Source organism: Serratia sp. Res13-Sevr-LER1-36-b (assembly GCF_015673035.1).
Taxonomy (GTDB): domain Bacteria; phylum Pseudomonadota; class Gammaproteobacteria; order Enterobacterales; family Enterobacteriaceae; genus Chania; species Chania fonticola_C.
Genome location: NZ_JADACK010000005.1, coordinates 197,563 through 222,585 on the forward strand (window position 1 = coordinate 197,563; position 25,023 = coordinate 222,585).

18 protein-coding genes are annotated in these 25,023 nt (G+C 55.2%); 12 read left to right on the forward strand and 6 right to left on the reverse strand.

Annotated elements, in window-relative coordinates; all coding sequences use genetic code 11:
* Positions 1-2 precede the first annotated feature (2 nt).
* The 3 genes from cydD to IMQ33_RS26260 all read right to left on the reverse strand — a co-directional run bounded on the left by cydD (position 3) and on the right by IMQ33_RS26260 (position 3,473).
* A complete protein-coding gene (cydD, locus tag IMQ33_RS02040; protein WP_065685334.1) occupies positions 3-1,769 on the reverse strand; it encodes a cysteine/glutathione ABC transporter permease/ATP-binding protein CydD in 1,767 nt (588 codons plus the stop codon).
* A 258-nt stretch (positions 1,770-2,027) separates the two neighbouring features.
* Positions 2,028-2,999 carry a thioredoxin-disulfide reductase gene (gene trxB, locus IMQ33_RS02045; protein ID WP_196062891.1) on the reverse strand — a complete coding sequence of 324 codons (972 nt, stop codon included), beginning with the start codon at positions 2,997-2,999 and terminating at the stop codon, positions 2,028-2,030.
* 351 nt (positions 3,000-3,350) lie between these two features.
* Positions 3,351-3,473, reverse strand: coding sequence for a hypothetical protein (locus tag IMQ33_RS26260; RefSeq protein WP_255518594.1), 123 nt, complete (start codon positions 3,471-3,473; stop codon positions 3,351-3,353).
* 224 nt (positions 3,474-3,697) lie between these two features.
* On the opposite strand from IMQ33_RS26260, the gene lrp reads away from it, so the two are divergent.
* The 12 genes from lrp to IMQ33_RS02105 all read left to right on the forward strand — a co-directional run bounded on the left by lrp (position 3,698) and on the right by IMQ33_RS02105 (position 20,708).
* Positions 3,698-4,192 (forward strand): leucine-responsive transcriptional regulator Lrp, encoded by a 495-nt coding sequence (lrp, locus tag IMQ33_RS02050; protein WP_021804943.1) that lies wholly within the window; start codon positions 3,698-3,700, stop codon positions 4,190-4,192.
* A 120-nt stretch (positions 4,193-4,312) separates the two neighbouring features.
* Entirely contained in the window at positions 4,313-7,786 is a 3,474-nt protein-coding gene (locus IMQ33_RS02055; RefSeq protein WP_196062892.1) for a DNA translocase FtsK 4TM domain-containing protein, read from the forward strand.
* A 185-nt stretch (positions 7,787-7,971) separates the two neighbouring features.
* A complete protein-coding gene (gene lolA / locus IMQ33_RS02060) occupies positions 7,972-8,583 on the forward strand; it encodes an outer membrane lipoprotein chaperone LolA (RefSeq protein WP_024529867.1) in 612 nt (203 codons plus the stop codon).
* A gap of 7 nt (positions 8,584-8,590) precedes the next feature.
* Positions 8,591-9,934 carry a replication-associated recombination protein A gene (locus IMQ33_RS02065; protein ID WP_196062893.1) on the forward strand — a complete coding sequence of 448 codons (1,344 nt, stop codon included), beginning with the start codon at positions 8,591-8,593 and terminating at the stop codon, positions 9,932-9,934.
* A gap of 108 nt (positions 9,935-10,042) precedes the next feature.
* Positions 10,043-11,335: a serine--tRNA ligase gene (gene serS, locus IMQ33_RS02070; protein ID WP_196062894.1), complete on the forward strand. Its 1,293-nt coding sequence runs from the start codon at positions 10,043-10,045 to the stop codon at positions 11,333-11,335.
* Positions 11,336-11,597: 262 nt separating this feature from the next.
* Positions 11,598-14,051: a selenate/tellurate reductase subunit YnfE gene (gene ynfE, locus IMQ33_RS02075; protein ID WP_196062895.1), complete on the forward strand. Its 2,454-nt coding sequence runs from the start codon at positions 11,598-11,600 to the stop codon at positions 14,049-14,051.
* Positions 14,052-14,277: 226 nt separating this feature from the next.
* The gene (dmsA, locus tag IMQ33_RS02080) at positions 14,278-16,728 is read left to right on the forward strand and encodes a dimethylsulfoxide reductase subunit A (protein ID WP_161712279.1); all 2,451 of its coding nucleotides are present in this window, start codon (positions 14,278-14,280) and stop codon (positions 16,726-16,728) included.
* Positions 16,729-16,738: 10 nt separating this feature from the next.
* Entirely contained in the window at positions 16,739-17,356 is a 618-nt protein-coding gene (locus tag IMQ33_RS02085; protein ID WP_024529862.1) for a DMSO/selenate family reductase complex B subunit, read from the forward strand.
* A 1-nt stretch (position 17,357) separates the two neighbouring features.
* The gene (locus IMQ33_RS02090; RefSeq protein ID WP_024529861.1) at positions 17,358-18,218 is read left to right on the forward strand and encodes a dimethyl sulfoxide reductase anchor subunit family protein; all 861 of its coding nucleotides are present in this window, start codon (positions 17,358-17,360) and stop codon (positions 18,216-18,218) included.
* 48 nt (positions 18,219-18,266) lie between these two features.
* Positions 18,267-18,875 carry a Tat proofreading chaperone DmsD gene (gene dmsD, locus IMQ33_RS02095; RefSeq protein ID WP_037412102.1) on the forward strand — a complete coding sequence of 203 codons (609 nt, stop codon included), beginning with the start codon at positions 18,267-18,269 and terminating at the stop codon, positions 18,873-18,875.
* Positions 18,875-19,441 (forward strand): ferredoxin-type protein NapF, encoded by a 567-nt coding sequence (gene napF, locus IMQ33_RS02100; RefSeq protein WP_071680747.1) that lies wholly within the window; start codon positions 18,875-18,877, stop codon positions 19,439-19,441. The genes dmsD and napF overlap by 1 nt, the downstream gene beginning before the upstream one ends.
* A 121-nt stretch (positions 19,442-19,562) precedes the next feature.
* Positions 19,563-20,708 carry an MFS transporter gene (locus IMQ33_RS02105; RefSeq protein ID WP_065685328.1) on the forward strand — a complete coding sequence of 382 codons (1,146 nt, stop codon included), beginning with the start codon at positions 19,563-19,565 and terminating at the stop codon, positions 20,706-20,708.
* A gap of 52 nt (positions 20,709-20,760) precedes the next feature.
* Here IMQ33_RS02105 and pflA read toward each other — a convergent pair whose 3' ends face one another.
* From pflA to focA, 3 genes are all read right to left on the reverse strand, one after another.
* Positions 20,761-21,501, reverse strand: coding sequence for a pyruvate formate lyase 1-activating protein (gene pflA, locus IMQ33_RS02110; RefSeq protein ID WP_024484611.1), 741 nt, complete (start codon positions 21,499-21,501; stop codon positions 20,761-20,763).
* A gap of 310 nt (positions 21,502-21,811) precedes the next feature.
* Positions 21,812-24,094, reverse strand: a complete 2,283-nt coding sequence (gene pflB, locus IMQ33_RS02115) for a formate C-acetyltransferase (protein WP_065685327.1) — start codon at positions 24,092-24,094, stop codon at positions 21,812-21,814.
* Positions 24,095-24,154: 60 nt separating this feature from the next.
* Positions 24,155-25,015, reverse strand: coding sequence for a formate transporter FocA (gene focA, locus IMQ33_RS02120; protein WP_024484609.1), 861 nt, complete (start codon positions 25,013-25,015; stop codon positions 24,155-24,157).
* Positions 25,016-25,023: the final 8 nt, after the last annotated feature.

Sequence of the window (25,023 nt, forward strand, 5' to 3'; positions counted from 1 at the left end):
GATTATAGCTCCCCGCTGCGGTGTGCAATCAGTTTGGCAAACAGACCGGGCTGGGTGCTGAGCGTGGCGTAGTTGCCCTGCTGCACGATTTTGCCGCTGTCCATCACCCAAATCTGGTCATAATCTTCGGTATCTTCCAACTGGTGCGTGACCAACAGCGTGGTCTGCTGATGAGAGGCTGCATTCAGCGCCTGCATCACCAAACGTTCGCTGTGGGCGTCCAGGCTGGCCGCAGGCTCATCCAGTAACAGCAAGCGGCGCGGGCTGAGCAGCGCTCGCGCTACGGCCACACGCTGAGCTTGCCCAACGGAAAGGCGGGCAGCACCGTCGCCCAGATCGGTTGCCAACCCTTTTGGCAGGTGGGGCAGGAATTCGCTGACGTAAGCCTGTTCGACGGCCTGCTGCAATTGGGCCTCGCTGGCCTGCGGGTAGCCGAGCAGAATATTGTCCCGTAACGTTTGGGCTGGCAGATGGGGGTTTTGCCCCACCCAACCCAGTTGCTGACGCCAGTTAACCGCAGCCAGCTCGCGCAGTTCGATGCCGTTGATCAGCAACGAGCCACGATAGGGCAGGAAGCCCAGTAGCAGATTCAACAACGAACTCTTCCCGGCACCGCTAAGCCCGACCAAAGCAATGCGCTGGTTGGCTGGCAAGGTAAAATCAAGCGGCCCTGCAAGCACTACCCCATTTGGCGAGAGGATTTCCAACTGCTGTGCCCGTATGGTCAGTGCTTCTTCGCTATTTAGCGTTTGAGAGCCATTGCCAACCTGCTCACCCTCGGCGGCCAGGAAGGTTTCCAGCGCTTCAGCAGCGCCCACAGCCTGAGCTTTGGCATGGTAAAAGGCGCCCAGATCGCGCAGCGGTTGGAAAAACTCCGGTGCCAGGATCAGCACCAGAAAACCGGCAAATAGCGTTACGCCCATGCCATAGCTGCCAAAGTTCAGTTCACCGAGGTAGGAGAAGCCAAAATAGACCGCCACCACGGCGATGGAAATCGAGGCGAAGAACTCAAGCACGGCGGAGGAGAGGAAGGCCAGACGCAGCACTTCCATAGTGCGCTGGCGGAAATCTTCTGAGGATTTGGCAATGTGATCGGTTTCAGCCTGGCCGCGATTAAACAGACGCAGAGTATCCAGGCCGCGCAGGCGATCGAGGAAATTGCCGCTGAGCCTTGCCAGCGCGACAAAGTTACGGCGGTTGGCATCGGCTGCCCCCATACCGACCAGCGCCATAAACAGCGGGATCAGCGGGGCGGTAGCCAGCAGGATAAACCCGGCCGCCCAGTTGATCGGGAAGACGGTGATCAGGATCAGCACCGGGATAAACACGGCCAGATACATTTGCGGCAGATAGCGGGAATAGTAATCCTGCATATCCTCAATTTGCTCAACGATGATGCTGGCCCAGCTCCCGGCGGGCTTGCCCTGGATCCAGGCGGGGCCAAGCTGTTGCAACTTATCCAGCACCTGCGCACGCATACGCTGGCGAATGACCTGCCCGCAGATGAAGCCGACCCGTTCGCGTAGCCAGCTCAAGAAGGCGCGCAAGGCAAAGGTGGCGGCCAACCAGATAAATGACGAAACCAGTTCGCCACGGGGCTGATGCTCAATAATCAGTGCATGGAGCAGTGAGGCCAACAGCCAGGCCTGGGCGACGATCAAAATGCCGCTTGCCAGGCCTAACAGCATGGATAAACGCAGCCAACGCTGCGCCAACGTACTCTGTGTTTTGAGCCAACGGGTTAACTGGTGCTGTCTGGTTTTTTTCATCAGGTAGTCTGCGTCGCCGATGCCTGTTGTAGCAGGCTTGGTTAACGTACTGTTAAAAAAGTGTTTGTCTCAGCGGGAAATAAGACAAGTGAACGCTAATGTTACCTCGTCACTCGGTAGACGTGAAATAAATATCCCTTTCATAACTTGGGCAACAGTCACGTTTTTAGCGCGGATGGGGTTGTTTTGAACTTTCAGGGGTGGTGGATAAAAATAAGGCGGCCCACAGGCCGCCTCGGTATCATTGCTGATGAGGGCTTACTTAACTTCGGCCTGCGCGATACCGTCGAGATAGCGTTCGGCATCCAGTGCGGCCATACAGCCCGTTCCGGCTGAAGTGATTGCCTGGCGGTAAATGTGATCCATGACGTCACCTGCGGCAAATACGCCTGGGATGGAAGTCTGGGTCGCGTTACCGTGAATGCCGGACTGCACCTTGATATAGCCGTTTTCCAGCTCAAGCTGCCCGCCAAAAATCGAGGTGTTCGGGCTGTGACCGATCGCGATAAATACGCCAGCAAGCTCTAAGTCTTTGGTCTGCTCAGTGTCTTTGGTGCTGCGTAAGCGCATTCCGGTGACGCCCATCTGATCGCCCAACACTTCGTCTAGCGTGCTGTCCGTATGCAGGATGATGTTGCCGTTCTTCACTTTTTCCATCAGGCGATTGATCAGGATCTTTTCGCTGCGGAAAGTGTCACGGCGGTGCACCAGGTGAACTTCAGAGGCGATGTTCGACAGATACAGCGCTTCTTCCACGGCGGTGTTGCCACCACCGACTACGGCGACCTTCTGGTTGCGATAGAAGAAACCATCGCAGGTAGCGCAGGCGGAGACCCCTTTGCCCTTGAAAGCTTCTTCCGATGGCAGGCCTAAATAACGGGCCGATGCGCCAGTAGCGATAATCAAGGCATCGCAGGTATATTCACCGCTATCACCCAACAGGCGGAAAGGACGGTTCTGCAGATCGACACTGTTGATATGATCAAACACGATCTGGGTGTCGAACTTTTCTGCGTGCTCACGCATCCGCTCCATCAGCGCCGGGCCGGTCAAACCTTCGGCATCGCCTGGCCAGTTCTCCACTTCGGTAGTGGTGGTCAACTGACCGCCTTGCTCCATACCGGTGATCAATACCGGGTTCAGGTTCGCGCGCGCAGCATAAACCGCTGCGGTGTAGCCAGCTGGGCCAGAGCCCAGGATCAATAATTTGCTATGTTTAGCCGTGCCCATGAATAACCTCGTTTCCCACAATGGCGGACAATGGAACCGATTGTAGGGAAAATGCGGCAGTAAAAAAAGCGCCAGGGGATGTTGTTACCGATTTGTTTGATAACCAGCGTCTATTAGCCGAGTTTTTATCCCTCGGCAGGGCGGGGAACTGAACGCGATAATTTTGTACAGCAATAGGCTAAAAACGCGGTTATTGCCGGGTTTATGGCGGTAACTGCCGGGTTTTGAATGAGGGAAATTCTTAACAAAAAATCAGGTGCTCAGTTTTGCTGGCGGTACGTTCTACTGATTTTACTTCTTTTACTTTGACAATCCGCTGCGCATTTGCGAAAACATCATAGGAAGAAGAAATTAACCCCGTGCCAGCAGCAAATCGTAGGCATTTTCGCCACCCAGGCAGAACATTGCCGGGTTGCGATGGGTGAGGGAGGGTTTGCCCTGGCGGGAGTTGATGGATTTCTGAACGTAAATCATTTGAATTCGTTGCCCAGAGGTGACAGACAGGCTGGGCAACGGCGGAAGATGGTAGTGACGAATAGTGACGAAGCACAAGGGCGGTTGGTATTACGTATCCTGTTCCCTCAGGGGGATGAACCGCTTAACACTGGCATCGGGTCTTCGCTTGGAACAAATCCTTGCACATTGACGTTGGCTAGGGTGTGGCAAGTGCAGGGAAGAACATAAGAGAGACAATAATAATGGTAGATACTAAAAAACGCCCGGGGAAAGATCTCGACCGTATCGATCGCAACATCCTCAATGAGTTGCAGAAGGATGGGCGCATTTCGAACGTCGAACTTTCAAAGCGCGTGGGGTTATCCCCAACCCCTTGTTTGGAGCGTGTGCGCCGTCTTGAGCGTCAAGGCTTTATTCATGGGTATACCGCATTGCTTAACCCGCATTATCTGGATGCTTCCCTGCTGGTCTTCGTGGAAATCACGTTGAACCGCGGCGCGCCGGATGTGTTTGAGCAATTCAACTCTGCGGTGCAAAAACTTGAAGAAATTCAGGAGTGTCATCTGGTTTCCGGTGATTTCGACTATCTGTTGAAAACCCGTGTGCCAGATATGTCAGCTTACCGTAAGCTGTTGGGCGAAACTCTGTTGCGTTTACCGGGGGTTAATGACACCCGTACTTACGTCGTGATGGAAGAAGTCAAACAGAGTAACCGTCTGGTTATCAAAACACGGTAAGGTGCAGGTGCAAAACCTGATTAAATTCGTTACACTCCTGTTTATTCATACAGTTTTGGCGCCGGGGAAACTTCCCGGCGCCGTTACTCTATCCGTCAACAGGAACCTGGAGTGCCTTTCTTGAGCCAGGAATACACAGAAGATAAAGAAGTTACCCTGAAAAAACTCAGCAGTGGGCGGCGTTTGCTCGAGGCTGTGTTGATCGTGGTGGCAATATTTGCCGTTTACCTTATGGCTGCGTTGGTCAGTTTCAATCCTTCCGATCCTAGTTGGTCGCAAACTGCCTGGCATGAGCCTATCCACAATCTGGGCGGCGGAGTAGGCGCATGGTTGGCCGACACGTTGTTCTTCACCTTTGGGGTCCTTGCCTACGCGATCCCACCGATTATGCTGGTGTTGTGCCTGTCCGGTTACCGTCGGCGCGATGACGGCGATTATGTCGATTTCTTTGGGCTCTCGTTACGTTTGATCGGCACATTGGCGCTGGTGCTTACTTCGTGTGGCCTGGCGGCGTTGAACGTCGACGATCTCTATTACTTCGCTTCCGGCGGGGTGATTGGCAGCCTGCTAAGCAATGCCATGTTGCCGTGGTTTAACGGCATTGGCGCCACCTTGGCGCTGCTCGGCATTTGGGCTGTGGGGCTGACTCTGTTCACCGGCTGGTCATGGCTGGTGATTGCGGAAAAAATTGGTGGTGTAGTGCTGGGCGCCGCTACCTTTATGACTAACCGTTCACGCCGTGAAGACCGCTATCACGACGATGACGATGTCGTGTTCGATGAGCACGAGGAAAGCGGCCAACCTGTGGCACCTGCTACTATGGAAGTTGATGAGGACGACGCGTTGTTCTCTGCCTCTTCCGTGACCGAAACCGCCGAAGAAGAAGCGCAAGATGCCGCCGATCCTTTATTGAGTGGGTTGCGTGCCAGCGATGATGACTTCCCGCTTGCCGAGCCAGCGCCGGTCGTTACCGATATCCCGGTAATGCCGAAAGCGGCCGTTCAGGCTCCGGTCACCGTGGCCCCGACAGCGCCTGCCTCCATCAATCAGCATCCATTAACCCCTGCGCCGCCACAAGACACGCCGCCGCTGTATTCGTTTGAACTGCCAGAAGAGACTCCGGCACCGAGAACGACGCGCGTAACGGAGCCTTATCGTGAGGAACATGAGCCGCGCCTGGGTGACTGGCAGACCCCCGTTACGCCAAAACCAGAGCCGTCACCGTTTGATTTCTCTGCGGCCCAGCGGGATAGCGACGATGTCATTGGCTCGACGGGTTTCAGCGCCAGAGAGGTAGTGAGGCCAGCGGCGACTGCCGCAGCCGCAGCAACCGCCGGCGTGGTGAACAACACCTTTATGCCTGCGTTTACTGCCACCAGCGATGCGAGCTCGCAGATCAAACAGGGCATCGGCCCGGAACTGCCACGGCCAAATCCGGTGCGTATTCCAACCCGGCGTGAGCTGGCCTCCTACGGCATCAAGCTGCCTTCGCAGCGGATCGCGGAGCAGGAGCAGCGCAACCGTGGGGATGAACTTCAGCCAGAACCGGTCAGCAATCCGCAGGAAGAAGATGAAGCCTTGCAAGAGGCCGCATTGCGTCAGGCCTTTGCCGAACAGCAAAGCCAGCGCTATGGCGAAGAGTATCAGCAAGAAGAGTATCAACAAGATGACGAAGATGCGCAGCGTGAGGCCGAACTCGGTCAGGCATTTGCCGCGCAGCAACAGGCACGCTATGGCGTAGAAGAGCCGCAGCCTGATCGAGAAACGGCTCCGGTGACTCGTCCGGTGGATACTCGCCAGGCCTACAGTTTCTCACCGATGGCAGATCTGGTGGATGACGGCCCAACCGAGCCGCTGTTTACTCTGTCGCCACAGCTTGAGGATAGCATCGAGCAGGAAAGCGAGTTGGAAGACGATGTGCCGTTCGGGCAGTTTGAGCCTGAGGTGCCCGCTTATCAGGCACCGCGTCCACAAACTAACCCTGCGCCTGGTTACCAGCCGCAGCAGACTTATCAGCCACCCGTTCAGCAGCAACCGCCAGCACCAGCGATGGACAGCCTGATCCATCCATTCCTGATGCGTAATGATATGCCGCTGCAGAAACCGACTACGCCACTGCCAACGCTGGATCTGTTGACCGAGGCCCCGAAAGAGGTCGAGCCGGTCGATACCTTCGCGCTGGAACAGAAAGCGCGGCTGGTGGAAGCCAGCCTGGCGGATTACCGCGTCAAGGCCGACGTGGTCGATATTCTGCCTGGCCCGGTCATTACCCGCTTCGAACTGGATTTGGCTCCCGGCGTCAAGGCCGCGCGTATCTCCAACCTGTCGCGCGATCTGGCCCGTTCATTGTCAACTTCCGCCGTGCGTGTGGTGGAGGTGATCCCAGGTAAGCCTTACGTCGGCCTAGAGTTGCCGAACGTCAAACGGCAAACCGTGTATCTGCGCGAAGTGCTGGATTGCCCAGCCTTCCGCGATAATCCATCGCCTCTGGCGATCGTATTGGGTAAAGATATCGCGGGTCAGCCAGTGGTTGCCGATCTGGCTAAAATGCCGCATCTGCTGGTAGCCGGCACCACCGGTTCTGGTAAGTCGGTCGGGGTCAACGCCATGATCCTCAGCATCTTGTATAAAGCCACGCCGAAAGAAGTGCGCTTTATCATGATCGACCCGAAAATGCTGGAACTGTCGGTCTACGAAGGCATTCCACACCTGCTGACCGATGTGGTTACCGATATGAAAGACGCCGCCAATGCGTTGCGTTGGTGCGTAGCCGAGATGGAGCGCCGCTATAAGTTGATGTCTGCCCTGGGGGTTCGTAACCTGGCGGGCTATAACGAGCGCGTCGATCAGGCCGAGGCGATGGGGCGGCCAATCCCGGATCCGTTCTGGAAGCCAAGCGACAGCATGGATATCACGCCGCCGGTGTTGGAAAAAGAGCCGTACATCGTGGTGATGGTGGATGAATTTGCCGATCTGATCATGACGGTGGGCAAAAAGGTGGAAGAGTTGATCGCTCGCCTGGCACAGAAAGCGCGTGCTGCGGGGATCCACCTGGTGCTGGCAACCCAGCGTCCTTCGGTGGACGTGATCACCGGTTTGATCAAGGCCAACATCCCGACGCGTATCGCCTTTACCGTATCGAGCAAGATCGACTCCCGCACCATTCTCGATCAGGGAGGAGCGGAATCCTTGCTGGGGATGGGCGATATGCTGTATCTGGCACCGAACTCTTCGATACCGGTGCGTGTGCACGGGGCGTTTGTCCGCGATCAGGAAGTTCATGCCGTGGTTAAAGACTGGAAAGCGCGTGAGCGGCCGCAGTATAAAGAGGGCATTCTCAGCGCCGGTGAAGACGGTGAGGGTGGCGCAGGCGGTGGTCTGGACGGTGACGAAGAGCTGGATCCGCTGTTCGATCAGGCGGTTGAGTTTGTGGTGGATAAACGCCGTGCCTCGATTTCCGGTGTACAGCGTCAGTTCCGCATCGGCTACAACCGCGCCGCGCGTATCATCGAACAGATGGAAGCGCAGGGCATTGTCAGCGAGCAGGGGCATAACGGTAACCGTGAGGTGCTGGCCCCGCCACGGCATGACTGATTGCCATCAGGCGCTGTAACCATAATAAAAGGGCCGCTTTGCGGCCCTTGTGCAAAGAAGCGTAAACCCCCGCTTTATCGGAATAGTGCTCTGGCTGTCAGTCAAGCGCTTCGGGTAGAGTGGAGGTGTTCAGGGTTATATTGACCCAGTTTGCGGTAAACGCATTTCATAAGGTATCTGGAATAATGAAAAAACTGTTGATGGCCTGTTGTCTGCTTTCGGGATTCGCGTCTACTTCCGTGTTAGCGGATGCTGCGCAAGATTTGCAAAGTCGTCTGGCGAAAGTAAACAGTTTCCATGCCAGCTTCTCCCAATCGGTCACCAGTAGTGACGGCGCTGCGGTGCAGCAAGGGGAAGGTGAATTATGGGTAAAACGCCCCAATCTGTTTAACTGGCACATGACCTCGCCGGATGAGAGCGTGCTGGTTTCGGACGGTGAGACCCTGTGGTTCTACAACCCGTTCGTCGAGCAGGTGACGGCCACCTGGCTGAAAAACGCCACCGGTAATACGCCCTTTATGCTGATCACCCGTAACGATGCTAACGACTGGAAAAAGTACAACGTGAAGCAGAAAGGCGATGATTTCGAACTGACGCCAAAGGCCAGCAGCGGTAATCTGAAGCAGTTTGCCATCACCGTGACCAATAGCGGCACCATCAAAAGCTTTGCAGCGGTTGAGCAAGATGGTCAACGCAGCGCTTATCAGTTGAAGAGCCAGCAGAGCAGCAGCGTTGATGCTGCCAAATTCAAATTTACCCCACCGAAGGGGGTGACGCTGGACGACCAGCGCCAGTGAGGTCTACGTGAGCAACATGTCACTCGATTTTTCCCACAATGAGTTCCAGCCACTGGCCGCGCGTATGCGGCCAACCACGCTGACGCAATACATTGGCCAGCAGCATTTGCTGGCTCCGGGCAAGCCGTTGCCACGCGCCATCGAAGCTGGGCAGTTGCACTCGATGATCCTGTGGGGGCCGCCGGGAACCGGGAAAACGACGCTGGCAGAGTTGATTGGCCGCTATGGTCGGGCCGATGTTGAGCGCATCTCAGCGGTGACCTCCGGCATCAAAGAGATCCGCGAAGCCATCGAGCGCGCCCGGCAAAACCGGGATGCAGGCCGCCGCACCATCCTATTTGTTGACGAGGTCCACCGCTTCAATAAAAGCCAGCAGGATGCCTTCCTGCCACATATCGAAGACGGCACCATTACCTTTATCGGTGCTACTACGGAAAACCCCTCCTTTGAACTGAACTCGGCGTTGCTGTCCCGTGCGCGGGTGTATCTGCTCAAAGCGCTGACAGCGGACGACATCGGCCAGGTGCTGGATCAGGCCATGGAAGACAAGGCGCGTGGTTTTGGCGATCAGAATATCGAGCTGCTGCCGGAAACCAAGCGCATGCTGTCTGAACTGGTGGGTGGCGATGCCCGCCGCGCCTTGAACAGCCTGGAGATGATGGCCGATATGGCGGAAATCGACGGCAAAGGCATGCGGGTATTAACCCCGGAGCTGCTCAAAGAGGTCTCTGGTGAACGCAGCGCGCGCTTCGATAACAAAGGCGATCGCTATTACGATCTGATTTCTGCACTGCATAAATCCGTGCGTGGTTCCGCACCGGATGCCGCCTTGTACTGGTATGCGCGAATTATTACCGCCGGTGGCGATCCGCTGTATGTGGCGCGCCGCCTGCTGGCCATTGCCTCTGAAGACGTTGGCAACGCCGATCCGCGCGGAATGCAGGTGGCTATTGCCGCCTGGGATTGCTTCACCCGCGTTGGCCCTGCAGAGGGGGAACGCGCTATCGCACAGGCGATCGTTTATCTGGCCTGTGCACCCAAAAGCAACGCCGTGTATACCGCTTTTAAAGCCGCCATGCGTGATGCCAAAGAGATGGCGGACTATGACGTGCCGGAGCATCTGCGTAACGCACCGACCAAGCTGATGAAAGAAATGGGGCTGGGCGCAGAATACCGCTATGCCCATGACGAACCCAACGCCTACGCGGCCGGAGAGAGCTATTTCCCGGCGGAAATGGCCACCACACGCTACTATCATCCAACCTCGCGCGGGCTGGAAGGTAAAATCGGTGAAAAGTTGGCATGGCTGGCTGAGCAGGATCAAAATAGCCAGACAAAACGCTACCGCTAGCGTTGCCGTTGCGGTAAGGTTAGCGGGTATCACACTTCTTTTATGCGGCTATACCGTTGCGGCATAAAACACAATTTCTCTTTCAATAACAACAAGCACAGGATTAGCATGCTCGATCCCAATCTGCTGCGTAATGAGCTAGACGCAGTCGCCGTAAAACTGGCTCGCAGAGGCTTTAAACTCGATCTGGATCTGCTGCGTTCGCAAGAAGAGCGCCGTAAGGTTCTGCAGGTAGAAACTGAAACACTGCAGGCAGAACGTAACTCCCGATCGAAATCCATCGGCGCGGCCAAAGCGCGCGGTGAAGATATCGAGCCACTGCGTCGCGAAGTGAACGAACTGGGTGACAAGCTGGATGCTGCCAAGGCCGCACTGGATAAGCTGCAGAACGAGATCCGTGATTACGCGCTGGTGATGCCGAACGTGCCGGACGACGCGGTGCCGGATGGCAAAGACGATAGCGAAAACCTGGAAATCTGCCGCTGGGGCGAACCGCGTCAGTACGATTTCCCGATACGCGATCACGTTGAACTGGGCGAAATGGCCGGTGGGCTGGACTTTGCCGCTGCGGTGAAACTGACCGGTGCACGTTTTGTGGTGATGAAAGGCCAAATGGCTCGTATGCACCGTGCGTTGGCCCAGTTCATGCTGGACCTGCACACGGAACAGCACGGCTATATGGAAACCTACGTGCCGTATCTGGTGAACCATGCCACGCTGTACGGTACTGGTCAGTTGCCGAAGTTTGGTGAAGATCTGTTCCATACCAAACCGCTGGAAGAAGAATCGGAAAGCAGCAACTATGCGCTTATCCCAACTGCGGAAGTGCCAGTTACCAACCTGGTGCGTGACGAGATCCTCGATGAAGAAGATCTGCCGCTGAAGATGACCGCGCATACGCCATGCTTCCGTTCAGAAGCCGGTTCTTACGGGCGTGACACCCGTGGCCTGATCCGTATGCACCAGTTCGACAAGGTCGAAATGGTTCAGATCGTGCGCCCAGAAGACTCGATGAATGCGCTGGAAGAGTTGACCGGCCATGCGGAGAAAGTGCTGCAATTGCTGAACCTGCCATATCGTAAAGTGCTGCTGTGCACCGGTGATATCGGTTTTGGTTCCTGCAAAACCTACGATCTGGAAGTGTGGCTACCTGCGCAGAACACCTATCGTGAGATCTCTTCCTGCTCCAACATGGGAGATTTCCAGGCGCGTCGTATGCAGGCTCGTTGCCGCAGCAAAACCGAGAAAAAACCACGCCTGGTGCACACGCTGAACGGTTCTGGTTTGGCCGTAGGCCGTACTCTGGTTGCCGTGCTGGAAAACTATCAGCAGGCCGATGGCCGTATTCAGGTGCCAGAAGCATTGCGTCCTTACATGGGCGGCCTGGAATATATCGGTTAATCCACCTCACGGTGTTAGCGAAAATAGTGTATCGAAAGCGCCTACGGGCGCTTTTTTCGTTTGAATGGTTTTTATTTACGAATGAAAGCTACATTTATTGATAGCAGACAAAGTTTACTACCCCCTAATGAGTAATATCCTTACTTATGGAGGGGGGATCGTTTTTCCACATCAAACCACCCAGCGCTAATTCAGCTTCCTCCTGTCTCTGCCAACCAAGGCATGACGTTTCCCGTTGTTCGGGCAAGACCAGGAGTGAGCTATGTCGAAGCAAAAATCTGCAGCATCATCATCCAACGGTATCAGCCGCCGTACGCTAATGAAATCCGGCACGGTAGCGGGCTTGACCCTGGCCGCTGGCGGTTTTTCGTTGCCTTTTAGCCGCCATGCAGTGGCAGAAACTGTCGATACGGCGGTGCAATCCGCATCGCAGGATAAAGTGGTGTGGGGAGCCTGCTCGGTTAACTGTGGCAGCCGCTGCGCCTTGCGGTTACACGTACGCGATGACGAAGTTTACTGGGTGGAAACCGACAACACGGGCGACGATGTTTATGGCAACCATCAGGTGCGCGCCTGTTTGCGTGGCCGCTCCATGCGTCGGCGCATGAACCATCCGGAACGTCTGAATTACCCGATGAAACGCGTCGGTCAACGTGGTGAAGGTAAATTCAAACGCATCAGTTGGGAAGAGGCTTACAGCGAAATCGCCACCAGCCTGCAGCGTATCGTCGCCAAATACGGCAATGAAGCGGTTTACATCAACTATACCTCTGGCATTGTCGGCGGCAATATCACCCGTTCTTCGCCTTATGCCTCGCTGGTTGCTCGCCTGATGAACTGCTACGGCGGTTTTCTCAGCCACTATGGCACCTACAGTACCGCCCAGATCGCCTGCGCCATGCCTTATACCTACGGCAGCAATGAGGGTAACAGCACCTCTGATATTGAAAACAGCAAGCTGGTAGTGCTGTTCGGTAACAATCCGGCGGAAACCCGCATGAGCGGCGGTGGTATCACCTATTTCCTGGAGCAGGCACGGGAACGTTCTAACGCGCGCATGATCGTCATCGATCCGCGTTATACGGATACGGCCGCTGGGCGGGAAGATGAGTGGATCCCGATCCGGCCAGGCACTGATGCCGCATTGGTCGCCGGATTGGCGCACGTATTGATCAGCGAGGATTTGGTCGACCAACCGTTCCTGGATAACTACTGCGTGGGTTACGATGAGAAAACCTTACCCGCGGGGGCGCCTGCCAACGGTCACTATAAGGCTTATATCCTGGGGCAGGGGCAAGACGGTGTTGCGAAGACCCCACAATGGGCATCCCAAATCACCGGCATTCCGGCCGACCGTATCATCAAGCTGGCACGTGAGATTGGCAGTGCCAAACCGGCCTATATCTCGCAAGGTTGGGGGCCACAGCGCCAGGCAAATGGTGAGCTCACCTCACGGGCCATTGCCATGCTGCCGATCCTGACCGGCAACGTGGGGATCAACGGCGGCAACAGCGGCGCGCGTGAATCAACCTACACCATCACCATTGAACGGATGCCGGTGCTGGAAAATCCGGTAAAAACGCAGATTTCCTGCTTCAGCTGGACCGATGCCATCGCCCGCGGCCCGGAAATGACCGCCAAACGTGATGGGGTACGCGGCAAAGACAAGTTGGACGTGCCGATCAAGTTCATCTGGAACTATGCCGGGAACACCATCACCAACCAGCACTCCGATATCAACAAAACCCACGACATTCTTCAGGATGACTCCCAGTGTGAAATGATCGTGGTGCTGGAAAACTTTATGACCTCCTCGGCGAAATACGCCGATATTCTGCTGCCGGACTTGATGACGGTCGAGCAGGAGGACATTATCCCGAACGACTACGCTGGCAATATGGGTTACCTGATCTTTATCCAGCCAGCCACCTCTGCCAAGTTTGAGCGTAAACCTATTTATGAAGTGATGAGTGAGGTAGCGCGCCGTCTTGGGCCTGAGGTACACCAAAAATTCACCGAAGGGCGCACTCAGGAGCAATGGCTGCAATACCTTTACGCCAAGATGCTGGAGAAGGACCCGCAGTTGCCGTCGTATGAAGCTTTGCGCAGCATGGGGATTTACAAACGTAAAGACCCGAATGGCCACTTTGTGGCCTATAAAAAATTCCGTGACGATCCCGCAGCCAACCCGTTGAAGACGCCTTCAGGCAAGATCGAGATCTATTCGGCCAAGTTGGCAGAGATCGCCAGCAGTTGGGAGTTGGATAAGGACGAAACCATCAGCCCGTTGCCGGTCTACGCGTCAACCTTTGAAGGTTGGGATGACCCGTTGCGTAACACCTACCCGCTGCAAATGTTCGGTTTCCACTATAAGGCCCGGACCCACTCCAGCTACGGCAATATCGATGTGCTGCAGGCGGCTTGCCCGCAGGAAGTCTGGATCAACCCGCTTGATGCCAGCCAGCGCGGCATTGTCAGCGGTGAAACGGTGCGGGTATTCAATGGCCGTGGCGAAGTTCGCGTGGCCGCCAAAGTCACACCGCGCATCATGCCTGGCGTGGTAGCGATGGGGCAAGGAGCCTGGCATCAGGCCAACATGAACGGTGACCGTATCGATCACGGTGCCTGCATGAATACGCTCACCACCCACCGGCCATCACCGTTGGCGAAAGGTAACCCACAGCATACCAATTTGATCCAGATAGAAAAAATATGAAATGAAAATCATTATCAATAAAGCCTGTTATATCAACACTTTATTGATTGTGAGCAAAGTGTAACTACCTCTTTTGGAGCATAGTGCCGTTTAGAGCAGGCCACAATTAAAACATTTTTACCTGCTTTTTTGAAATCTACCTGCATTGGGAGCGGCGTAACACGTTGATTGCAGGTTTTATTGCCAGTTTTACTGGTTATTTTATGCAACCCAGAGCGAAATCATTATGAATGAATCCGAAAAAAAACCTCTGTCCGGCCTTCAGTGCTCCAGGCGAAAGCTGGTCAAAAATAGTGCCATTGGCGGGCTTGCCCTTGCCGTTGGTGGCGTTTCTCTGCCTTTCAGCCGCCGTGCCAGCGCTGAGACCTCCCCGACATCCGCCCTTGCCAAACCCGAAGAAAAAGTGGTGTGGAGCGCTTGTACGGTAAACTGCGGTAGCCGTTGCCCGCTGCGGATGCATGTGGTCGACGGTATGATCAAGTATGTCGAAACGGATAATACTGGCAACGACGAGTACCAAGAGTTGCATCAGGTTCGTGCCTGCCTGCGTGGGCGTTCAATGCGCCGCCGCGTGTATAACCCAGACCGCCTGAAGTACCCCATGCTCCGCGTGGGCAAGCGGGGCGAAGGAAAATTCAAGCAGATAAGCTGGGATGAAGCCTACACGCTGATCGCTGACAACATGAAGCGCATCATCAAAGACTATGGCAACGAAGCCATCTATTTGAACTACGGTACCGGCACCTTGGGCGGCACAGTCACCCGTTCCTGGCCACCGGGTTCTACGTTGATCGCTCGCCTGATGAACTGCTGCGGCGGCTATCTGAACCACTATGGTGACTACAGCACCGCGCAGATCGCCATGGGGCTGAATTACACCTACGGCGGTTGGGCTGATGGTAACAGCCCAACGGACATCGAAAACAGCAAGCTGGTAGTGCTGTTCGGCAACAACCCAGGCGAAACCCGCATGAGTGGCGGTGGGGTAACCTACTTGCTGGAGCAGGCGCGTGAGCGTTCGAATGCGCGCATGATTGTGATCGATCCGCGCTACACCGATACCGCTGCCGGTCGGGAAGACGAGTGGATCCCAATTCGCCCTGGTACCGATGCGGCACTGGTTGCCGGGTTGGCGCATGTGTTAATCAGCGAGAATTTGGTCGATCAGCCGTTTCTGGATAAATACTGCGTGGGTTACGACGAAAAAACCTTACCTGCGGGGGCTCCAGCTAATGGGCACTATAAGGCCTATATTCTGGGCCAAGGTGATGACGGCATTGAGAAGACGCCGGCCTGGGCCTCAAAAATTACCGGTATCCCGGCCGACCGCATTGTCAAACTGGCGCGCGAAATTGGCAGTACCAAACCGGCGTTTATTTCCCAAGGTTGGGGGCCGCAACGCCATGCCAACGGTGAGTTGACCTCACGTGCCATCGCCATGTTGCCGATCCTCACCGGTAACGTCGGGATCCATGGCGGTAACACGGGGGCACGCGAAGGCTCCTACGGCCTGCCGTTTGTTCGGATGCCGACCTTGGAGAATCCGGTTAAAACCAGCATCTCCATGTTCATGTGGACCGATGCCATTCTGCGCGGGCCGGAAATGACCGCCAAGCGTGACGGTGTGCAGGGCAAGGACAAGCTGGACGTGCCGATCAAATTTATCTGGAACTATGCCAGTAACTGTCTGATCAACCAGCACTCAGAAATCAACCGTACCCATGACATTCTGCAAGACGAGAAGAAGTGCGAGATGATCGTGGTAATCGATAACCACATGACCTCGTCGGCGAAATATGCCGATCTGGTGCTGCCAGATTGCACCGCCTCTGAGCAGATGGATTTCTGTCTGGATGCCTCAAGCGGCAATATGGGTTACGTCATCTTCGCCGATCAGGCGATCAAGCCGCAGTTTGAATGTAAGAACATTTATGAAATGACCAGCGAGATCGCCCGACGTATGGGGGTTGAGCAGGCCTTCACCGAGGGGCGGACTCAGGAAGAGTGGCTGCGTCACCTTTATCAGCAGTCCCGTGAAGCCATTCCGGCGCTACCGGACTTTGAACAGTTCCTCAAGCAAGGGATCTTCAAGCAGCGCGATCCCGATGGTCACCATGTGGCTTACAAAGCATTCCGGGCCGATCCGCAGGCTAATCCACTGAAAACGCCTTCAGGCAAGATCGAGATCTATTCTGCCCAACTGGCGGAGCTGGCAGCGACTTGGGAATTATCCAAGGACGACGTTATCGATCCGCTGCCGGTGTATGCGGCCGGTTTCGAAAGCCTCGACGATCCGTTAAGCAGCAAGTATCCATTGCAGATGACCGGTTTCCACTACAAGGCCAGAACCCACTCTACCTACGGTAACGTCGACGTGCTGAAGGCCGCTTGCCGCCAGGAGATGTGGATCAACCCGATTGATGCGCAATCCCGCGGCATAGCCAACGGGGACCTGATCCGTATTTACAATGATCGGGGTGAGGTACGCATTAATGCCAAGGTGACGCCACGCATGTTGCCGGGCGTGGTCGCTATGGGCGAAGGAGCCTGGTATGCGCCAGATGGTAGCCGTATCGATCATGCTGGCAGTATCAACGTGCTGACCACCCAGCGCCCGTCGCCGTTGGCCAAGGGCAATCCTTCTCACACCAATCTGGTCCAGGTCGCCAAACTTTAAGGAGTAGCTGATGACTACGCAATATGGATTCTACATTGATTCGAGTCGTTGCACCGGCTGCAAAACCTGCGAGCTGGCCTGCAAAGACTATAAAAACCTGACCCCGGACGTCAGCTTCCGCCGCATCTATGAGTATGCCGGGGGCGACTGGCAGCAAGACGGCGATAGCTGGCACCAAAACGTGTTTGCCTATTACCTGTCGATCGCCTGTAACCACTGCGAAGACCCGGCCTGTACCAAAGTGTGCCCAAGTGGTGCCATGCACAAGCGGGAAGACGGTTTTGTGGTGGTGAACGAAGAGGTGTGCATCGGTTGCCGCTACTGCCATATGGCATGCCCGTACGGTGCACCGCAGTACAACGAAGCGAAAGGGCACATGACCAAGTGCGATGGCTGCTATGAGCGCGTTGCCGTTGGCCAAAAGCCGATTTGTGTCGAGTCCTGCCCGCTGCGTGCCCTGGACTTTGGCCCGATCGACGAACTGCGTAAACAACATGGCACCCTGGCGCAAGTGGCACCGTTACCGGCCGCGCATTTCACCAAACCGTGCATCGTACTGAAACCTAACGCCAACAGCCGCCCGAGTGGTGACACTACCGGCCATCTGGCTAATCCGAAGGAGGTTTAAAATGGGAACGGGATGGCATGAATGGCCGCTGATGGTGTTCACCGTATTAGGGCAGTTTGTGGTGGGCGGCGTTATCGTAATGGGGCTGGCGTTGATCGCCGGTAATCTGACCGATCGCCAGAGCAAGGCGGTACACGGTTCTATGTTTTTCCTGTGGTTGCTGATGGGGATCGCCTTTATCGCCTCCGTGATGCACCTGGGGACGCCGATCAGGGCCTTTAACTCGCTCAATCGCATCGGTGAGTCGGCGTTGAGTAATGAAATCGCCAGCGGTTCGGTATTCTTTGCGGTAGGCGGCCTTTATTGGCTGCTGGCCATGTTGAAAAAAATGCCGCAGGCGCTGGGTAAAGCCTGGCTGGTAGTCACCATGGTGCTGGGGCTGCTGTTTGTCTACGCCATGACGCGTGTCTACCAGATCGATACCGTACCGACCTGGCATAACGGTTACACCACGCTGAACTTCTTCCTGTCGGTGTTTATCGGCGGGCCGCTGCTGGGCGTGTTGCTGCTGCGGGCGGCTGGTCTGCAAGTGGCTGGCCGTGGTCAACTGATGATGATCAGCGTGCTGGCGCTGTTGCTTAGCCTGTGCTCGGCACTGCTGCAAGGCAGTGAGTTGGCTACCATCAGCAGCTCGGTACAGCAGGCGTCGGCGCTGATCCCGGAATATGGCCAACTGATGGTATGGCGGCTGGTCTTGCTGGTTCTCGGCCTGGGTTGCTGGATTTGCCCGCAGTTGCGCCGTGGTAACGCCAGTGTGATGGGGTTGACCTTGGGCTTTGTGTTAGTCTTTGCCGGTGAGTTGATTGGCCGTGGCGTGTTCTACGGCCTGCATATGACCGTTGGCATGGCCGTGGCTGGCTAACGTTAATCTGGGCGCGGCCTGGCTGCGCCCCTGGAGAAGCCCCAAGTTATGATGCTTGAAAAAATTGCCCTGACTGGCCGTGTGCTAGGTGTTTTATTGTATGCCCCACCGGAGAGCAAAGAGTGCCAGCCTTTACTGGATTCTCTGGCCGACCCGCAGTGGTTGACCGAATGGCCTTATGAAGGTGCACAAGAGGCCGCAGCCCTGATCGCCGAAGGTTTGACTGGAAACCAACCAGAGACGCTGTCAGAGGCTTATCAACGCCTGTTCGTTGGCCCACATACGCTGGTTGCTCCTCCTTGGGGATCGGTCTACCTGGATAGAGAGAGCGTGCTGTTTGGTGATTCGACGCTGCGCCTGCGCCAATGGCTGCGGGTGAACGGTATCGAAGCCCAGCGCAACCAGAATGAGCCGGAAGACCATATTGGCACTTTGCTGATGATGGCGGCCTGGTTGGCCGAAGAGAAGCAGCACAAAATGATTTCCGGGCTGATTGCGTTGCACATTCTTCCGTGGGCACCGCGATATCTGGAGCTGCTGCAGCAACATGCCGGACATCCGTTCTATCAAGGTGTGGCTCAGTTGGCACAAATCACGCTGGCAGCCTGGGCGGAAGAGTGCCCGTCACCGGTGCCGAGCCTGGAGCTGTATTTCTAATGAACAACAACCAACAGCTATCTGCGCAAGGCAATAGCCGCCGCCGGTTGCTGACTGGTTGGCTGGATCGTAATAAAGCCTTGCCGGAACAGGATACGCCCTCTGTAACATTGCCTGCGGTGGCTCGTCCACCTCAGGCTTTGCCGGAGGCGTTGTTCAGCTCGTTATGCAACGGTTGTGGCGGCTGCGTGAGCAGCTGCCCGTACGGATTATTGAGCCTCGAGCAAAGCAAGCCGGTATTGAGCATCGATTTCACCGAGTGTGATGTCTGCCGCAAATGCACCACCGCCTGCCAAACCGGGGCGCTGCGTGACAAAATGCCCTGCGACACGCTGCTGCGCCCGCAAATCAGCCATAGCTGCCTGGGGCGGCAAGACAGCTGCCGGATGTGTACCATCAACTGCCCGCAACAGGCTTTATCCTTCCAGCTTTCTGAAAACGGTGCCCGCCAATTGCAGTGTGACGATACGCTGTGTAATGGTTGCGGACTGTGCAAGCTATCCTGCTTTCATGGGCATATTTCCCTGGCCGCCTCGGGTGAAAAATCGTTGCCGGAACAGCTATAAAGCCACTTTTAACCCGTTGTTAAACATATTGTGCGATCGCCCGTTAACCGCCGATTGACTTTTTTATCGCCAGTGGCATGATGCGCGCACTCTACTCTGTCTGTTCGGTTTCAATTTCACTATGTCCGCATATTCTCGCCCAGTGCTTATGTTGCTCTGCGGCCTATTGCTGCTTACGGTTTCCATCGCCGTTTTGAACACTTTGGTTCCCCTCTGGTTAACGCATGCTCAATTGCCAACCTGGCAAGTGGGGGTGGTGAGTTCGTCTTATTTTACCGGTAACCTGCTGGGAACGCTGGTGGCGGGCAAACTGATCAAGCGGATTGGCTTTACCCGCAGCTATCATCTTGCCTGTCTGGTCTTTGCCTTCGCTACCGTGGGTATGGTGCTGTCGCTGGACTTCTGGAGTTGGATCGGCTGGCGCTTCTTTGCCGGGGTAGGGTGTGCCTGGATTTGGGTGATCGTTGAAAGCGCACTGTTGCGCAGCGGCAATCTGAGTAACCGTGGTCAACTGCTGGCGGCGTATATGATAGTTTACTATCTCGGTACGGTTGCGGGGCAGTTGCTGCTAAGCAGTGTTTCAACCCAACTGCTGGATGTGGTGCCGTGGGTGACCGCCGTTGTGATGGCCGCCATGCTGCCGATGCTGTTTGCGCGGGTCAATAACCAGGATGACGAACCGCAGCAGGCCTCTATCTGGCAGATGTTTAAACGTCGTGACGCCCGGTTGGGCATCAACGGCTGTATTATCTCGGGAATTGTGCTGGGCTCGCTGTACGGCCTGATGCCGCTGTATTTAAACCATCAGGGGATGAGTGATGCCAACGTGGGTTACTGGATGGCGCTGCTGGTCAGTTCCGGCATCGTGGGGCAGTGGCCGATAGGGCGCCTGGCCGATCGCTATGGTCGCCTGTTGGTGCTGCGCATTCAGGTGTTTGTGGTGATCCTTGCCAGCATCGCGATGCTGGGTAACTATGCGATGGCTCCGGCGCTGTTTATTCTGGGCTGTGCTGGCTTTACCTTATATCCGGTGGCGATGTCCTGGGCCTGCGAAAAGGTGCTGCCGCATCAGTTAGTGGCGATGAACCAGACATTGTTGATGAGCTATACCGTCGGCAGCTTGCTCGGCCCATCGATGACGTCGATGCTGATGCAGAGCTACTCCGATCGGCTGCTGTTTGTGATGATTGCGGTAGTGGCGCTGGTTTATCTGGTGATGCTGCTGAAGAAGCCGGACCATCACCACACCCCGTTAGCTGCGGCATGAATTAAAAAAACCCGGCAGATGCGCCGGGTTTTTTGTTCGAGCAGGGAGAGGCTTAATAGATCACTTTATGGCCGTAGCTTTCCAGGATCCCCTTCACGCGATCCATGGTGTCGGCCTTCGGCGGATGAACGCCGTCCAGTTTGTACTCTTCACCCATCGCGATCCATTTGTGCTTGCCTAGCTCGTGGTAAGGCAACAGCTCGATCTTCTCGATATTGGTCATATCCTTGGTGAACTCACCGAGCAGATGCGTCGATTTATCATCATCAGACCAGCCCGGCACCACCACGTAGCGGATCCAGGTGCGTTGATTACGTTTGGCCAGATAACGGGCAAACTCCAGCGTGCGATGGTTGGAAACTCCCACCAGGTTCTGGTGAATATCGTCATTCATCTGTTTCAGGTCTAGCATCACCAGGTCGGTAGTATCCAGCAGCTCATCGATCACCGGGTCGTAACGGCGGACAAAACCGTTGGTGTCCAGACAGGTGCTGATCCCTTCCTTGTGACAGGCGCGGAACCAGTCGCGAACAAATTCGGCCTGCAGGATCGCTTCGCCGCCGGATGCCGTTACGCCGCCGCCGGAAGCGTTCATAAAGTGACGGTAGGCCACGGTATCGGTCATCAGCTCTTCAACCGTGACCTCTTTGCCACCGTGGGTGTCCCAGGTATCGCGGTTATGGCAGTACAGGCAGCGCATCAGGCAACCCTGGAAGAACACGATAAAGCGGATACCAGGGCCATCAACGGTGCCACAGGATTCGAAAGAGTGGATGCGGCCTTTCAAGGACATTGCGGGTTTCTCCAAAATTGACTGTCAAACGCAGTCTAAAATAGGCTGGTAACCGCCAGGCAGGGATCAACGATGTGGCGAAAAAAAGTCGCCAGGTAAAACGATTCCTGTTGGCCGGTTACGTACCGGTTCACTGTTTTGCCAGATATCCATGCAGTATATACCCATCACTGGCTAAGCAGCAGCGTAGATACCTGGCAAAACAGACTCAAGACCAGAGTCAGGGGGTAGTTAGTAAAAAGGCCGGAATATCCGGCCTTGGTAAGATTTGTTCAGCGGGGCAGAGCGATCCGCCCCGGAGAAACAGCGATTAGATCGACTGGGTGAAAGTACGAGTAATCACGTCTTGTTGCTGTTCTTTGGTCAACGCGTTGAAACGCACTGCGTAACCCGATACACGGATGGTCAGCTGAGGATATTTCTCAGGGTTTTCCATCGCGTCCAGCAGCATTTCACGGTTCATCACGTTCACGTTCAGGTGCTGACCGCCTTCGATGGACGCTTCGTGGTGGAAGTAACCATCCATCAGACCCGCCAGGTTGGCTTTACGCACGTCGTCATCTTTACCCAACGCGTTAGGCACGATGGAGAAGGTGTACGAGATACCATCTTTTGCATAGGCAAACGGCAGTTTGGCTACGGAGGTCAGAGAAGCTACAGCACCTTTCTGATCGCGGCCGTGCATTGGGTTGGCACCTGGACCAAATGGAGCGCCTGCACGACGACCATCTGGGGTGTTACCGGTTTTCTTACCATAAACCACGTTAGAGGTGATGGTCAGCACGGACTGAGTTGGTACCGCATTACGGTAGGTACGCAGTTTCTGAATTTTCTTCATGAAACGTTCTACCAGGTCACAAGCAATGTCATCTACGCGAGAATCGTTGTTACCGAACTGCGGATATTCACCTTCGATTTTGAAGTCGACAGCCAGGCCGTCTTCGTCACGGATGGTGGATACTTTGGCGTACTTGATGGCAGACAGGGAGTCGGCTGCTACGGACAGACCCGCGATACCACAAGCCATGGTGCGATAAACATCACGGTCATGCAGAGCCATCAGCGCAGCTTCGTAGCTGTACTTGTCGTGCATGTAGTGAATGATGTTCAACGAGGTCACATACTGCTTGGCCAGCCAGTCCATAAAGTGGTCCATACGCTCCATGACTTTGTCATAGTCCAGCACGGTGTCCATCATTGGGGCTTCTTTCGGGCCAACCTGCATTTTCAGTTTTTCATCAACGCCGCCGTTGATTGCGTACAACATGGTTTTCGCCAGGTTGGCACGCGCACCGAAGAACTGCATTTGCTTACCGACAATCATCGGGCTGACGCAACAGGCGATGGCATAGTCATCGTTGTTGAAGTCTGGGCGCATCAGGTCGTCGTTTTCATACTGTACGGAGGAGGTGTCGATAGACACTTTCGCGGCGTATTTTTTGAAGTTCAACGGCAGTTTTTCAGACCACAGGATGGTCATGTTTGGCTCTGGAGATGGCCCCATGGTGTACAGCGTATTCAGGAAGCGGAAGCTGTTTTTGGTTACCAGCGTACGACCATCAACACCCATACCAGCCAGGGATTCTGTTGCCCAGATTGGGTCACCAGAGAACAGCTCATCATACTCAGGAGTACGCAGGAAGCGAACCATACGCAGTTTCATGACCAGGTGGTCGATCAGTTCTTGCGCTTGCAGTTCGGTCAGTTTACCGGCCTTGATATCGCGCTCAATGAACACGTCCAGGAAGGTAGATACGCGGCCGAAGGACATGGCTGCACCGTTCTGGGATTTCACCGCGGCCAGGTAGCCGAAGTAGGTCCACTGTACGGCTTCTTGAGCGGTGCTGGCTGGGCCAGAAATGTCGTAGCCGTATTTGGCGGCCATTTCTTTAATCTGAGCCAGGGCACGGTGCTGTTCAGCAATTTCTTCGCGCAGCTGGATGGTCATTTCCAGGTCTTCGCCATTTTCCAGACGGGTCTGCAGAGACTTGAACTGGTTCAGCTTGTCGGCCATCAGGAAGTCGATACCGTACAAAGCAACGCGACGGTAGTCACCGATGATACGGCCACGGCCATACGCATCTGGCAGACCGGTCAGCACGCCAGACTTACGGCAGTTCAGGATGTCTTTGGTGTAAACATCGAATACGCCCTGATTGTGGGTTTTGCGGTATTCGGTGAACACTTTCTTCACTTGTGGATCCAGTTCACGGCCATAAACCTTGCATGAACCTTCAACCATCTTGATGCCGCCGAATGGGATCAGCGCGCGTTTCAGAGGAGCATCGGTCTGCAAACCAACGATGGTTTCCAGATCTTTGTTGATATAGCCCGCATCATGAGAAGTCACGGTGGAGACGACGTTGGTATCGAAATCAACTGGCGCATGGGTGCGGTTTTCCAGTTTGATCCCTTCCATAACCTTGTCCCACAGAGTGGTAGTGGCTTGACTTGCGCCAGCCAGGAAGGATTCATCACCCTCGTAAGGAGTGTAGTTTTTCTGGATGAAGTCACGTACGTTGACTTCTTTCTGCCAGTCACCTTCGCTGAAACCTTGCCAAGCGGTCGCTAACTTCTCGTTAAGTTCGGTCATTATACACCTACCTTCTAATGTGGATTTCTTTGTAAACCCGGCGCCGTGCCAGCCAACAGATTAGTGATTCTGTTTGCCGCCACGCAGATAAATTACCCAGTAAGTCAACCCAACCAGAAGACCACCGCCAATGATGTTACCGATGGTGACGGGGATCAGGTTGTCGATGATAAAGTTGCTTACGGTCAGATGAGCGAATTGCTCGGGTGCTGCCCCCACGGCTTGCCAAAACTCTGGCGTGGCAAAGTGCTTAACCACTATACCCATAGGGATCATAAACATGTTGGCGATACTGTGCTCAAAGCCGCTGGCGACGAACATGGCTACCGGCAGGATCATGGCGAACATCTTGTCCATCAGGCTGCGGCCGGAGTAGCTCATCCAGACGGCCAGGCAAACCATCAGGTTAGCCAGGATACCCAGACAGACGGCTTCTATAAAGGTGTGGTGCAGTTTATGGTCGGCGGTTTGCAATACGTTCAAACCCCACAGGCCATTGGCTGCCATATACTCGCCTGAGAACCAGATCAGCGCTACGAAGAACAAGGCACCAATCAGGTTGCCAATATAGACGTTTAACCAGTTAAGAGCCAGTTGCCCCCAGGTAATGCGCCCGCTGGCTTTGGCAATCACGGTCAGTACGGTGGAGGTAAACAGGTCCGCTCCGCAGACGACGACCAGCATTAACCCCATGGAGAAGCAGATACCACCCACCAGCTTGGCGAGGCCGAAAGGAATGGCGGCGGTGCCGGTGGTCGCTGTGATATAAAAAACAAAGGCGATAGAAATGAACACACCTGCGGTGATCGCTAAATAAAAAGTCGTCAGCGGATGCTTGGTGGCTTTATAAACCCCCGCATCCTCGGCAACTTTCGCCATCGCGGCAGGTAACAGCATATCGAAGGGGTTGTCAGCTCTCACACTAACTC

Coding starts and splice junctions, on each gene's coding strand:
- cydD (WP_065685334.1), bottom strand. CDS start 1,769: ATGAAAAAAACCAGACAGCACCAGTTAACCCGTTGGCTCAAAACACAG.
- trxB (WP_196062891.1), bottom strand. CDS start 2,999: ATGGGCACGGCTAAACATAGCAAATTATTGATCCTGGGCTCTGGCCCA.
- IMQ33_RS26260 (WP_255518594.1), bottom strand. CDS start 3,473: ATGATTTACGTTCAGAAATCCATCAACTCCCGCCAGGGCAAACCCTCC.
- lrp (WP_021804943.1), top strand. CDS start 3,698: ATGGTAGATACTAAAAAACGCCCGGGGAAAGATCTCGACCGTATCGAT.
- lolA (WP_024529867.1), top strand. CDS start 7,972: ATGAAAAAACTGTTGATGGCCTGTTGTCTGCTTTCGGGATTCGCGTCT.
- serS (WP_196062894.1), top strand. CDS start 10,043: ATGCTCGATCCCAATCTGCTGCGTAATGAGCTAGACGCAGTCGCCGTA.
- ynfE (WP_196062895.1), top strand. CDS start 11,598: ATGTCGAAGCAAAAATCTGCAGCATCATCATCCAACGGTATCAGCCGC.
- dmsA (WP_161712279.1), top strand. CDS start 14,278: ATGAATGAATCCGAAAAAAAACCTCTGTCCGGCCTTCAGTGCTCCAGG.
- IMQ33_RS02085 (WP_024529862.1), top strand. CDS start 16,739: ATGACTACGCAATATGGATTCTACATTGATTCGAGTCGTTGCACCGGC.
- IMQ33_RS02090 (WP_024529861.1), top strand. CDS start 17,358: ATGGGAACGGGATGGCATGAATGGCCGCTGATGGTGTTCACCGTATTA.
- dmsD (WP_037412102.1), top strand. CDS start 18,267: ATGATGCTTGAAAAAATTGCCCTGACTGGCCGTGTGCTAGGTGTTTTA.
- napF (WP_071680747.1), top strand. CDS start 18,875: ATGAACAACAACCAACAGCTATCTGCGCAAGGCAATAGCCGCCGCCGG.
- IMQ33_RS02105 (WP_065685328.1), top strand. CDS start 19,563: ATGTCCGCATATTCTCGCCCAGTGCTTATGTTGCTCTGCGGCCTATTG.
- pflA (WP_024484611.1), bottom strand. CDS start 21,501: ATGTCCTTGAAAGGCCGCATCCACTCTTTCGAATCCTGTGGCACCGTT.
- pflB (WP_065685327.1), bottom strand. CDS start 24,094: ATGACCGAACTTAACGAGAAGTTAGCGACCGCTTGGCAAGGTTTCAGC.